Below are 13,043 nucleotides of genomic sequence, written 5' to 3'. Positions count from 1 at the left end.
CATGCCGGCACCCCAGAACGCGTTCGAGGCGGTGCTGCACGCGGCCCGCGATGTTCCCAGGCTGAGCTGCGCGCTGGAGGCCGAGATGCTCGGCACCGCGCTGCTCGGCAGTGTCTACGCGGTGGCCGACGGCGATCGCGCGGCCGCCGTCCGCGAGTTCGTCGGCGAGTTCCTGACCGCCACCGGGCAGCGGCCGGAGCCAGCCGCCACGATCCTCCGCGAGGTTTTCGCCGCCCTGGTGCCGGATGCCGCCGGCGCCGCCGAGGTCCGGCACGATCCGCAGGGTCCGTCGTGGGCCGGGCAGCTGGGGCGGGTCCGGGCCACCGGGTGCCATGCCTACGGCGATGTGTACGGCGACCAGACCTCGTACCTGGTGACTTTCGCGTACGAGGAGGAGGACGAGGGCGGCCCGGAACACGCCGTGGTGACCCTGGTCGACCACAACATCGGCATCGTCCGGGACGTGTTCGTCGCCGAGTCGGCCGAGCGGATCCTGACCCAGGTCCGGGCGCTGTGCGAGCACGACGACCTGACCTGGTTCCGGGACGAGGACCCCGGCCTGCTGCGTGACGAGGTGGACCGGCACCTGCGGGTCACCGACGAGCTCGGCGACCTGCCGGCGGACGGTTCGCTGGCCACCGACCGGGCGCTGGCCGCGGCCCGGCTGGCGTTGCTCCCGGCGCCGACCACCCCGCCGCTGAGCGAGCCGGCCGGGCGGAACGTGCCGGAGCTGATCCGCAACTTCCTGGCCTCGCCCGAGGCGGCCCGGGCCGGGCTCGCCGCGCCGGATGCCGACCAGCCGTCCCTGCAGTTCTGCCTCGGCCTGCTGATGGACCACGCGTCCACCCTGCCCGGCGCCGACCCGCTGCGCTGGAGCCCGGCGGTGGCCGGCCTGTTCCTGCTCGACTGGGTGCACCGCCGCGCGGTCCTGGACATGGACGACGCCGCGATGCTGCCCCGGGTCGTCCGCGCCTGGTCGGAGTACGCGACCTGGCGGCGTGGCCTGCCACCGGCCGCGATCGCCGAGACCGCGGCCGAGGTGGAGAAACTCGTGCCGGAGTTCGTCCGCCTCTACTCCACCGGCGAACGGCGCAGCCCGGCCACCGCGGCCGTCGCCCAGCTGATCGCCGAGGGTGTCGACCCGAACGATCCGGACGCGATCGACGCCTGGCTGCAGGCCAACCGGGACCGCCTCACCGACGACTGATCAGCGGTGGTTGAGGCGGTGCTCGCCGGCGGAGTCGGCGTGGTGCCGGCCGACGCGGGAGCTGCGCTGGCGGGCCGGGGTGTTCTCGTCGTGACGGGTGTGCTCGGCCCGGTGGTGGCCGCGGTACGGACGGTTGGTGATGCGGTTCTCGTCCGAGCGGGGCTGGGTCATCGAGCGGCGGACGTTGCGGCTGTCGCCGTAGTTGTACGCGACGACCCGGGCGGCGTTGACGTGCGGGCGTTCGGTCACTGCTGACCTCCGGCTGGAGCGGGACCGGCTTCGTCGCCGGTCGATGACGGTGGAACGGAGAACGGCCTCGCACTCGTGGTGTGAGGAGTCGTGGCTCGAGGAGTCGTGGTACGACGAGTTCTGGTCGGGCTCGTCGCCGGGCGGGTCGGCGTCCCACGAGCCGTCAGAAGAATCGGCGTCATCTGAAGAATCCGGATTGTCCGAAGAGGATCGGTCGCTGCCGGACGGCTCGTCGTCCTCGGCATCGGTCGGCTCCGCCTCGTCCGAGGGGTGGCCGGGCTCCGCGGAGCCGGCCGGTTCCGGGGTGTCGGGGATCCGCGGGAACTCCGGCGCGTTCCACAGGTCGTCGGCCGGCGCGGCCGGCGCCCGTCGCGCCAGCGGGGCGTCCCAGTCCTCGTCCGGCACCTCGGGCAGCCCGGGCACCGTCGGGAACGGCGCGGCCGGGCGGGACACCGCGTCGCGATCCGGGTCGGCGGGAGCGTCCACATCGGAAGGGCTCGGCGGCGGATCGGCCGGCACCGGGGGCAGGCCGGGGACCGCGGGCAGCGAGTCACCCGTACGGTCGCTCGGCGACACGCCCGGGTGCGTCGGCGAGGGCGTACCGGAAAGCGTCGGTGACCGGCGCGGATCGTCGTACCCCAAATGGTTTTTCGGAGTCGGTGAGGGACGGACCGGACCGGTCGCCGGTGGCGGCAGGAACGGCGCGTCCATCGCGCCGTTTCGTTTGTTCCCGGCGATCTCGCTGGTCCCGGCGGTGATCACGGCGAGGGTCGGGATGGAGGCGAGGCCGACGAGCAGGGCGACCATCAGGATGTACCGGCGGGTCGGGCCGGACAGGCCGTAGTCCTCGCGATACACGCCGTTGAGCCGCTTCCTGAGCACCTTCAGGGGCGGCGCGTAGCCGTCGTCGTCGGGCAGGTGCGGCACGCCGGGCTCCTCCGAACCAAAAGATCAACCTGGATCCGTCTCGGTCACAGAGGTGAACGACGCATCGGCTGTTCGGCAGCGGTGAACTCGGCCTATTCGTACCGTAGTGATCGAACAAAAGCCACTAAATCGGACAAATACCCTTAACGATACGTCAGCAGAAAATCTCTATTCGTGATCCACGCACTATGTAACGCCCCTCACTCCCTCTGTCAGGATGGTGGCGACGGCACCGCCGCCGTCGCCTCCCGCCGACCAGCGGGGCGACGTCGGGCCGTCCCGGCAGGGGCGCAGTCCCGGCCGGAACGTCGCGCGGCAGCCTCACCCGGCACATGCGCGGCTACCAGTGGTTCCGCCGCGTGGCCGGGCGACACCCGCCGCGGGCGCAGAGGAGATACAGGGAGACACGGATGGCGAAAGGCGAACGCAAAGCCGGGGCGGTGCCCCCTTCGGGAGGCGGCGCCGATGCGCCGGCAGGCGGATTCGTCCAACTGCTCACGCCCGACGGCGAGCACCTGGGCAGCGTCACCACGGCGGACGGAACCACGTACTCGGTCGACTTCACCGACGAGGAGTACCGCGGGCTCTACCGTGACCTGGTGACCGTGCGCCGGCTGGACGCCGAGGCGACCGCCCTGCAACGGCAGGGTGAGCTGGGGCTCTGGGCGAGCCTGCTGGGGCAGGAGGCGGCTCAGGTCGGTTCCGGCCGGGCGCTGCGCCCGCAGGACATGGCTTTCCCCACCTACCGCGAGCACGGCGTGCTGTACTGCCGCGGCATCGACCCGATCATGCCGTTCGGCCTGTTCCGCGGCGTCGACCAGGGCGGGTGGGATGCGAACGAGCACAAGTTCAACAGCTACACCATCGTGATCGGCTCGCAGACGCTGCACGCGACCGGCTACGCCATGGGCGTCACCATGGACGGCAAGACCGGCAGCCCGGACGGCGAGGCGGTGATCGCCTACTTCGGCGACGGCGCGACCAGCCAGGGCGAGGTCAACGAGTCGTTCGTCTGGTCCGGGGTGTTCAACGCCCCGATCGTCTTCTTCTGCCAGAACAACCAGTACGCGATCTCCGAGCCGCTGGAGCGGCAGACCCGCATCCCGCTGTACAACCGCGCGGCCGGATACGGCTTCCCGGGCATCCGGATCGACGGCAACGACGTGCTGGCCAGCTACGCGGTGACCCGGGCGGCGTTGGACAACGCGCGCAACGGCCAGGGCCCGACGCTGATCGAGGCGTACACGTACCGGATGGGCGCGCACACCAGCTCCGACGACCCGACCCGGTACCGGATCGCCTCCGAGGTCGAGTCGTGGAAGGCGAAGGACCCGATCGCCCGGATGCGGGCCTTCCTGGCCAAGCAGAAGGTGGCCGGCGAGGACTTCTTCGCCGAGGTCGACGAGGCCGCCAAGACGCTCGCCCTGGACCTGCGCGAGCGGGTGCTGGCGATGCCCGATCCGCAGCCGGTCACCATGTTCGACCACGTCTATCCCCACGGATCGCCGGAGCTCGACGAGCAGCGCACCGCGTTCACCGAGTACCACGCGTCGTTCGAGGGGAGTGGGCACTGATGGCTGAGAAGATCACCCTGGGCAAGGCCCTCAACCACGGCCTGCGCCGCGCCCTGGAGAACGACCCGAAGGTCGTCATCATGGGTGAGGACGTCGGCAAGCTGGGCGGCGTCTTCCGGATCACCGACGGCCTGCAGAAGGACTTCGGCGAGGACCGGGTCATCGACACCCCGCTGGCCGAGGCCGGCATCGTCGGCACCGCGGTCGGCCTGGCCATCCGGGGATACCGGCCGGTCTGCGAGATCCAGTTCGACGGGTTCGTCTTCCCGGCGTACAACCAGATCGTCGCCCAGGTGGCGAAGATGTTCTACCGCTCCAAGGGGAAGGTCCGGGTGCCGATGGTCATCCGGATCCCGTTCGGCGGTGGCATCGGCGCGGTCGAGCACCACTCCGAGTCGCCCGAGGCGTACTTCGCGCACACCCCCGGCCTCAAGGTGGTGACCTGCTCGAACCCGGCCGACGCGTACACGATGATCCAGCAGGCGATCGCCTCCGACGACCCGGTGGTGTTCTTCGAGCCGAAGCGCCGGTACTGGGAGAAGGGCGACGTCGACCTGGACGCGCCGCTGAGCGGCGCCTACCCGCTGCACGCGGCGCGGGTGGCGCGGCCCGGGACCGACGCGACCCTGCTCGCGTACGGCCCGATGGTGCGTGTCGCCCTCGACGCCGCGGCGGCGGCCGCCGAGGACGGGCGCAACCTGGAGGTCGTCGACCTGCGCACGCTCTCCCCGATGGACTACCCGGTGATCTTCGAGTCGGTCAAGCGGACCGGCCGCGCGGTCGTGGTGCACGAGGCCCCGGGCAACCTGGGCCTGGGCGCCGAGCTGGCCGCCCGGATCACCGAGGAGTGCTTCTACTCGCTCGAGGCCCCGGTGCTGCGGGTGACCGGTTACGACATTCCGTACCCGGCGGCCCGCGTCGAGGAGGACTACCTCCCCGACCTGGACCGGCTGCTGGACGCCGTCGACCGCTCGTTCGGCTGGTGACGCCGATGTCGCGGATCAAGGAGTTCAACCTGCCCGACCTGGGCGAGGGCCTGACCGAGGGCGAGATCCTCGCCTGGCTGGTCAAGGTCGGCGACACGATCGAGCTGAACCAGCCGATCGTCGAGGTGGAGACGGCGAAAGCCGCCGTCGAGATCCCGGCGAAGTGGGCCGGCGTGGTCACCAAGATCTTCCACGAGGCCGGGGTCACGGTCGAGGTCGGCCAGCCGATCATCTCGATCGACACCGACCCCGGGGCCGGCGACCTGCCGGAGCCGTCCGCCGAGTCGCTGGCCGCGGTCGAGGTCGCGCCCAGCGAGGGTGCGATCGAGCCCGGGATGATCGGGAGTCCCGCGCCCTCGGCACCGGGTGTCGGGCGTACTCCGGTGCTGGTCGGTTACGGGGTCCGGGAGGCGAGCGCGAAACGGCGTCCCCGGGTGAGTGCCGCAGCGGTGTCCGCCCCTGCCCCGGCCGTCCCCCCGGCGGCTCCGGTCAGGAGTGGGCCGGTGCTGGCCAAGCCGCCGGTCCGGAAACTCGCCCGGGACCTCGGGGTCGACCTCGCCACGATCGCGGGGACGGGGCCGCTGGGGTCGGTGACGCGGGAGGACGTACACAAAGCCGCCGAAGGCGCGGCGCAACCGGTGGCGAAGGCCGCACCCGGACCCGTCGCGGTCTTCGACGCGTCCCGCGAGCAGCGCATCCCGGTCAAGGGCGTGCGGAAACTGACCGCGGAGAACATGGTGACCTCGGCGTTCACCGCGCCGCACGTCACCGAGTTCCTCACCGTCGACGTCACCCGGTCGATGAAGGCGCTGGACAAGCTGAAGGCCCGGCCGGAGTTCGCCGAGCTGCGGATCTCGCCGCTGCTGCTGGTGGCGAAAGCCGTGCTGCTCGCGGTCAAGCGGCACCCGATGGTCAACTCCTCCTGGTCCGCCGCGACGAACGAGATCGTGGTCAAGGAGTACGTGAACCTCGGGATCGCCGCGGCGACCGAGCGCGGCCTGATCGTGCCGAACGTCAAGGACGCCGGGCGGCTCAGCCTGGTGGAGCTGGCCGAGGCGCTGAACGCGCTGGTCCGGACGGCCAAGTCGGGCAAGACGCCGCCGGCCGACATGACGCACGGCACCCTGTCGATCACCAACGTCGGGGTGTTCGGCGTGGACACCGGTACCCCGATCCTGCCGCCGGGCGAGTCGGCGATCCTGGCCTTCGGCGCCATCCGGCCGACGCCGTGGGTGCACAAGGGCAAGATCAAGGTGCGTCAGGTCACCACGCTCGGGCTCTCGTTCGACCACCGGATCATCGATGGCGAGCTGGGCTCGAAGTTCCTCCGGGACATCGGCGCCTTCCTCACCGACCCGGAGGCCGCGATCCTGGCCTGGACCTGAGGACTTTCGGTCCATCGGCCGGATGGCCTTTGATTGTTAGGCAGATGACCGGGATCACCCTCTAAATAGTTGGCACGATCCACCGCTGCGGCGGACACTTGAGGCACACCAGAGAGGTGCGCCGACGGTGTCCGCCACAAGTGGGCCCGCTGGTCGCACGTCGTAACACCGGCCACCGACCCGGGGAAAAGAGCAAGTGCCGTGAGCATGATCGACCGCCTCCGCCAGCGCCGCATGATCAACCGCCAGAACCGCGCCATCGACCGCGCCTGGCAGGCGGCCCCCAGCCAGGCCATGCGCGACGAGATCAACCTGTTCGCCCAGCGCCGTCAGCCGCTGTAAGCAGAGCACTCACCATTCGGCCCGCCCGCATCACCCGGGCGGGCTGTTTCGTATCGGCGACCGTGCCGACACCCCGCGTGGCTTTCCCTCCGTCGCGTACACCGGGATTTTCTCCGCCGGGAACGCCCGGTACGGTGGGGCACTGGTCCCCAACCCGGCACGGCCGGTCGGGGCGGTGACCGGGGCTCTCGACGGCAGCGTCGCCGATGCGCCCCCGCACGGCCAGGCCTGAAAAGCTGGCACGGCTCCTGGCGGAAGCTCGCCGATGGGGTCGCGTCCGTGCGAAGCTGGCACGGCCGCATCGATGAGGAGGCGCGTATGACGTCCGAGGGGCACTACGCCGGGCAGCCGGCAGAGGCCGCGTCGGGCGGACCCGATCCCGACGGACAGCGAGTGTCGGGCCGGGCCTCGGCATCAGTACCGCCGGCTGAGGGCGTTCCCACGTCGTACGGGCCGCCGCCGCAGACCACGCCGGGTGGCGGGTCGCCCTTCGTGGTGCCGGCCGTCTCCACCTTCGGTTCGGGTTCCAACCCGTCCGGGACTCCGTACGGGTCGGCTCGCGTGCCGCAGACCGAGGAGGCTTCGCCCTACGGTTCGGTGTCGCCCGGGACGGCTTCGCCGTACGGGCCGGGATCCACCTATGGTCAGCAGCCTGCCGAGAGCGCGCCGCCGTCGGCCTGGGCGCCGCCCGCTCCCGCCGAGCCGGGCCCCCCGCCGGGTGATTCACCGTTCGGACCGGCCGGGTTCGCGCCGCCCGGACGGGCCTCCGCCGCGGTGCCGCAGCCGTCCGAGTCCTCGGCCTTCCCGCCGCCGGCTCCGGCCGCCGCCCCGGCCGCTTTCCCCCCGCCGACCACCAGCAGCGGGCTGCCGACCCGGACTCCGGGCGCCTCGGCGGCCGCGGCCGACCAGTCGACCTTCTCCGCCTTCGGCGATCAGAAAGCTCGCGTGCCCGGCGCCACCCTCACCGACCTTCCGGACGCTCCCGGGCGTTCCGGTCTGACCGGGCCGGCCGAGAACAGCTGGCTCGGCAACGCCGCCCGGCCGGGTGGCGAGGCGCCGAGCGGGCCGCCGTCGACCACGTTCCCGACCCGGCAGGGCGACAGCGGTGGGTTCCCGCTGCGGGCGCCGGCCGGACCGGCCGCGTCCGAGGAGCCGAGCGGCGCGGCGCCCAGCCTGGACCTTCCGATCCGTAATTCCGGGGGCTATGCGGCGCCGCCCGCATCCGGGAACGCGAGTCCGCTGCCGTCCTTCGGACCCTCTTTCGGTACGGGCTCGCCTTCGGACCCTGCCGCGCCCTCGTTCGGCGCCGGTGTTCCGGAGCAGTCGCAGGGGGACTCGTCCGGGTTCCCGCAGCGGGTGCCCGGGGCAGCGCTCGGCACCGGTGGGGCGTTGCCGTCCACCGCGCCCACCTCCGGGTCGGTTCCGCCCGCGGCCCCTTCGTTCCCGCCCGCGGCCTCTTCGTTCCCGCCCGGCGGGTCCGAGTTCGCGCCGCCTCCGGCTCCTGGCTTCCCGCCGCCGACTAGCTCGACGTTCCCGCCCTCCGGGCAGGGCTTCCCGCCGCCGGCGAGTTCCTCGTTCCCGCCCGCTGGGCAGGAGTTTTCGCCGGCCGGCTCCGAGTTCGCGCCGCCCCCGGCTCCGGGTTTCCCGCCGCCGGCCAGTTCCTCGTTCCCGCCCGCTGGGCAGGAGTTCCCGCCCGGCGGCCAGGAGTTCCCGCCTGCCGGCTCCGAGTTCGCGGCTCCCGGCTTCCCGCCGCCGAGCGGCCCCAGCTTCCCGGGTCCGGCCCCGGCTTCGGTGCCGCCGGCGGCCCCTGTCTCGTCGGGCTCCGCCTCCGTGCCGCCGGGTTCCGCCTCGGTGCCGTCGGCCTCCGCTTCCGTGTCGCCGGCCGGCTCGGCGTCCGTGCCGGTCTCCGGCTCGGTCCCGCAGCCGCGGGACGCCGCCGCGGGACGCCCCGCGACCGGCTCGGCCCGTCCGGTCAGCGCGAGCGTCTCGGTGCCGGGCCGGGTGACCCCGCCCGTCGACAGCGCCGAGGTCCCACCGGCCAGCGCCGCACCGCAGGCCAGGGTCTATGGGCGTCCCACGCCCACCGCTGACGAGACTCCGGAGGCACCCGAGGCCCCGGCGTTCCCGACGCCGGCCGGTGAGAATCCGCCGTTCCCCGGTGCTCGCCTGCCGGAGAGCGACGAGCGAGGCTTCCCGCCGCCCACCTCCCGCTCGGAGGGGTTCGGTTCGTTCGCGCCGCCGCAGCGTGGCGAGGAGAATTCGGGCGGTTTCGGCGCCTTCCCGCCGCCTGCCTCCGAGCCCGGCGAGAATTCAGGCGGTTTTGCTGGTTTCCCGCCGCCGGCGTCGCAGCGTGGCGAGGAGCATTCCGGCGGCTTCGGTGCTTTCTCGCAGCCTGAGGAGAACTCGGGTGGGTTCGGCGCCTTCCCGCCGCCGCAGCGCGGCGACGAGAACAGCTTCGCGCAGCGTGGTAACGAGAACGGCTTCCCGCAGCGTGGCGACGAGAACGGCTTCGCGCAGCGCGGTGACGAGAACGGCTTCGCGCAGCGCGGCGACGGGAGCGGCTTCCCGCCGCCGCACGGGGAGGCCCCCGGGTCCGCCCCGCAGTCGCCGGCCCGGGCCACCGCCCGCGCCTCGGCCAGCGCCCGCGTCTCCCCGCCGGAACCGATGACGCCCGGCGCTCCGCACAACCCGGCGAACCCGACCAGTCCGACCTCCGGCAGCGCCCGGGTCGCCCCGCCGGACGGCGCCAACCCGTTCGCCCCGCCGGTCCCCGGCAACGGCCCGTCGTTCCCGCCGCCCGCCCAGTCCTTCCCGCCGCCGGCACCGGCGTTCGGCGCGGACGAGCCGACCTACCCGCCGCCGTCGTCGTCCTTCCCGGGCGGACCGGGCGGACCGGGCGGACCGGGCGGACCGGGCTCGGGCGGCCCCGGAGCACCGAACCCGTTCGGCGCGCCGCAGGGCGCTCCGGCCTGGGGTGACTTCACCGGCGCTCCGGCCGCGCCCCCCGGCGCCGACCACTTCAACGAGCACACCACGGATGTCTCCGGCCGCGGCAACTCCCCGTTCGTCCCGGCGCCGGCCCTGCCGCCGATGCCCGGCTCCCCGATGCCGGGTTCCGACCCGTTCGGTGCCGGCGCTCCGGGACAGGCCACGGTGACCCCGCCCAGCCCGGAGGACACCACGAGCTGGCCCGGTCCGGCCGACCAGGGCAAGTTCGACCAGTTCAAGGCCGAGGAGCCGCCCGCGCCGGCGAAACCGAAGGTCAAGACCGGCCCGGTGGCGATCTTCGTGGTGCTCGGCGCCGCGCTGCTGCTGGCCCTGGTGTTCGGCCTCACCTGGCTGATCTCCTCCGGTGGCGACGACAACGACTTCCAGCTCGGCCAGGGCGAGTGTGTGAAGAACGGCGACAAGGTGGTCAAGGTGGCCTGCACCGAGCAGGGCGCCTACCAGGTCATCCAGATCGCCGACTCGAAGGACCAGTGCGCCGACAAGGCGCAGCCGGTGATCGTGGCCGGCAAGAAGGTCTACTGCCTGGCCAAGCCGACCGCCAACTGAGCCCCGCGCGGACCGGCCTGAGGGCTGGTCCGCGCGCTGAGGCACCATGGTCGAATGACTTCTCGCGTGCGTGCGCCCGAACTCAAGGGCCGCGGCTGGCTCAACACCGGTGGGAAGGCCCTCACCCTGGCCGACCTTCGGGGCAAAATCCTCCTCCTGGACTTCTGGACGTTCTGCTGCATCAACTGTCTGCACGTCCTCGATGAGCTGCGTCCGCTGGAGGAGAAGTACGGCGACGCCCTCGTCGTGATCGGCGTCCACTCCCCGAAATTCGAGCACGAGCGCGATCCGCAGGCCCTGGCCGCCGCCGTCGAGCGCTACGGCGTCCACCACCCGGTCGTCGACGACGGCGACATGCACATCTGGCAGCAGTACGCCGCGAAGGCCTGGCCCACCCTGGCCGTCGTCGACCCGACCGGCTACCTGGTCGCCTCGATGGCCGGCGAGGGGCATGCCGAGGGCCTGTCCCGCCTGATCGACGAGCTGGTCGCCAAGCACGAGGCGGACGGCACCCTGCACCGCGGCGACGGGCCGTACGTGCCGCCGCCCGCCCCGGCCGGCCTGCTCCACTTCCCGGGCAAGGCGATCGAGCTGCCCAGCGGCAACCTGCTGGTCTCCGACTCGGCCCGGCACTCGATCGTCGAGCTGTCCCCGGACGCCGAGACCCTCGTCCGGCGTTTCGGAGGTGTCCGGAACGAGCCCTTCAGCGAGCCGCAGGGACTGCTCCTGCTGCCCTCCGAGGTGAGCAGCATCGCGGGTTACGACGTGGTCATCGCCGACACGGTCAACCACCGGCTGCGCGGCCTGAGCCTCACCACCGGCGAGATCACCCTGGTGGCCGGCTCGGGCCGCCCGTGGCGCTCCACGGTGGACGACCACGCTCACGACGCTCTCGCCGCCGACCTCTCCTCACCCTGGGACCTCGCCTGGTTCGACGGCAAGGTCATCATCGCCATGGCCGGCATTCACCAGCTGTGGTGGTTCGACCCGATCCAGCGCACCGTCGGCGTCTACGCCGGCACCACCGTCGAGGCGCTGCGCGACGGCCCGCTCCCGGACGTCTGGATGGCCCAGCCGAGCGGCCTCGCCGTCCAGGGTGACCGCCTGTGGATCGCCGACAGCGAGACCTCCGCGCTGCGGTACGTCGAGGGTGGCGTGCTGCACACCGCGGTCGGCCAGGGACTGTTCGATTTCGGTCACGTCGACGGCCCGGCCGATCAGGCGCTGTTCCAGCACCCGCTCGGTGTCGCGGGCCTGCCGGACGGTTCGGTGCTGGTCGCGGACACGTACAACGGCGCGGTCCGGCGTTTCGACCCGGCCGCGGCCCAGGTCTCCACGGTGGACTCCGGTCTCGCCGAGCCGAGCGACATCCTGGTCACCGCGGCGGGCGAGGTCCTGGTCGTCGAGTCGGCCGCGCATCGGCTGACCCGGCTCGCCCCCGGCGTGGTCAAGACCGTCGCCGGAGAGCGGCACAAGACCGAGCGGCCGCCGTCGCACCTGGCTCCGGGCGAGGTGACGCTCGACGTGATCTTCACTCCGGCGCCCGGGCAGAAACTGGACAGCCAGTTCGGCTCGCCGCTGCGGCTGACCGTCTCCGCCTCGCCGGCCGAGTTGCTGCTCGACGGCGAGGGCACCACCACCGAGCTGTCCCGCAAACTCGTGCTCAACCCCGCCGTACCGAAAGGGGTCTTGCAGGTTGTGGCGCAAGCCGCGACGTGTGACGTCGACGCGGAGTTCGGCGCCTGCCACCTGACCAGGCAGGACTGGGGTGTGCCGATCGTGCTCGACACCGCCGCCCCGGATCGGCTGCCGTTGATCTTGAGGGGGATGGACGCGTGACCCCTTTCCCCGCGGGTGACCGATAACAGACGTCACCCGCCCTGGGCGAACGCGCCGACCGTCAGCCGCTCCCCGAGCCCGGCCCGGACCGCCCGGGCCAGCTCCACCGCTCCGGGCGTGTCCCCGTGCACGCAGATCGACCGCACCCGGCAGGCCACGACCGAGCCGTCGGCGGCGACCACCTCGCCGTCGACGGCCATCCGGACGGCCCGCTCCACCACCGCGGCCGGGTCGTGCACCAGCGCGTCCGGCCGCGACCGGGGCACCAACCGCCCGTCCGGCAGATATCCCCGGTCGGCGAACCCCTCACCGACCGCGGTCAGCCCGGCCGCCTCGGCCTGCCGGTGCAGCACCGACCCGGGCTGGCAGAGCACCGGCAGCGCCGGGTCGTAGGCGCGGACGGCGGCCACCACCGCGTCCGCCTGCCGCTCGTCGACCGCCGCGGTGTTGTAGAGCGCCCCGTGCGGTTTCACATAGCGCACCCTGCCGCCGGCCGCCTTGCAGAACCCCTCCAGAGCGCCGATCTGGTAGAGCACGTCGTCGCGGAGCTCGCCGAACTCGTAGTCGATCCGCCGCCGGCCGAACCCGGCGAGATCCCGGTAACCGACCTGGGCGCCGATCGCGACGTCCCGCTCGATCGCCGCCCGGCAGATCCGGTGCATCGTGGACGGGTCGCCGGCGTGGAACCCGCACGCCACGTTCGCCGAGGTCACGATGTCGAGCAGGGCCTCGTCGTCGCCCAGCCGCCAGGCGCCGAAGCCCTCGCCCAGGTCGGCGTTGAGATCAATCGAACTCATGGCACCTCACCGTAGTCCCCGGGTCGCTGACCGGTACCGCCCAGCCCCTCGATCCGGTTTGCCGACATCTGCCAATAGGCCGACAGTCCCTGGCCAACCGCGGTTCACTGAGAAATCATCGTGCTTGGTGAACCGTATCCGGCATCACTACCCGCCGGTAACCTACGGTGTCGTAACCTGGA

General features: G+C 72.5%; 9 protein-coding genes. 7 read left to right on the top strand and 2 right to left on the bottom strand.

All coding sequences use genetic code 11. The features are described from left to right. The first annotated feature begins 1 nt into the window (after window position 1). Window positions 2-1,207: a hypothetical protein gene (locus tag Aiant_RS21605; RefSeq protein WP_189331939.1), complete on the top strand. Its 1,206-nt coding sequence runs from the start codon at window positions 2-4 to the stop codon at window positions 1,205-1,207. On the opposite strand, the gene Aiant_RS21600 is transcribed toward Aiant_RS21605, so the two are convergent. Then, complete coding sequence (locus Aiant_RS21600; RefSeq protein ID WP_189331940.1) at window positions 1,208-2,383, bottom strand: hypothetical protein; 1,176 nt, start codon at window positions 2,381-2,383, stop codon at window positions 1,208-1,210. A gap of 410 nt (window positions 2,384-2,793) precedes the next feature. Between Aiant_RS21600 and pdhA the strand changes: the two genes are divergently transcribed. The 6 genes from pdhA (at window position 2,794) to Aiant_RS21570 (ending at window position 12,064) form a co-directional block, all read left to right on the top strand. Then, window positions 2,794-3,957: a pyruvate dehydrogenase (acetyl-transferring) E1 component subunit alpha gene (gene pdhA, locus Aiant_RS21595; RefSeq protein ID WP_189331941.1), complete on the top strand. Its 1,164-nt coding sequence runs from the start codon at window positions 2,794-2,796 to the stop codon at window positions 3,955-3,957. Beyond that, entirely contained in the window at window positions 3,957-4,943 is a 987-nt protein-coding gene (locus Aiant_RS21590) for an alpha-ketoacid dehydrogenase subunit beta (protein ID WP_425322684.1), read from the top strand. Before pdhA ends, Aiant_RS21590 begins: the two co-directional genes overlap by 1 nt. Next, window positions 4,940-6,328 carry a dihydrolipoamide acetyltransferase family protein gene (locus Aiant_RS21585; RefSeq protein WP_189331942.1) on the top strand — a complete coding sequence of 463 codons (1,389 nt, stop codon included), beginning with the start codon at window positions 4,940-4,942 and terminating at the stop codon, window positions 6,326-6,328. The genes Aiant_RS21590 and Aiant_RS21585 overlap by 4 nt, the downstream gene beginning before the upstream one ends. Window positions 6,329-6,529: 201 nt before the next feature. Further along, window positions 6,530-6,670 (top strand): hypothetical protein, encoded by a 141-nt coding sequence (locus Aiant_RS21580; RefSeq protein ID WP_189331943.1) that lies wholly within the window; start codon window positions 6,530-6,532, stop codon window positions 6,668-6,670. Window positions 6,671-6,988: 318 nt separating this feature from the next. Beyond that, window positions 6,989-10,225: a hypothetical protein gene (locus tag Aiant_RS21575; RefSeq protein ID WP_189331944.1), complete on the top strand. Its 3,237-nt coding sequence runs from the start codon at window positions 6,989-6,991 to the stop codon at window positions 10,223-10,225. 54 nt (window positions 10,226-10,279) lie between these two features. Beyond that, complete coding sequence (locus Aiant_RS21570) at window positions 10,280-12,064, top strand: NHL domain-containing thioredoxin family protein (RefSeq protein ID WP_189331945.1); 1,785 nt, start codon at window positions 10,280-10,282, stop codon at window positions 12,062-12,064. A 32-nt stretch (window positions 12,065-12,096) separates the two neighbouring features. On the opposite strand, the gene Aiant_RS21565 is transcribed toward Aiant_RS21570, so the two are convergent. Beyond that, window positions 12,097-12,852, bottom strand: a complete 756-nt coding sequence (locus Aiant_RS21565; RefSeq protein ID WP_189332321.1) for a LamB/YcsF family protein — start codon at window positions 12,850-12,852, stop codon at window positions 12,097-12,099. Window positions 12,853-13,043 lie beyond the last annotated feature (191 nt).

Source organism: Actinoplanes ianthinogenes (assembly GCF_018324205.1).
Lineage (GTDB): Bacteria > Actinomycetota > Actinomycetes > Mycobacteriales > Micromonosporaceae > Actinoplanes > Actinoplanes ianthinogenes.
Note: the sequence above shows the minus strand (reverse complement) of the source record. Positions and strands in the feature narration are given on the sequence as shown.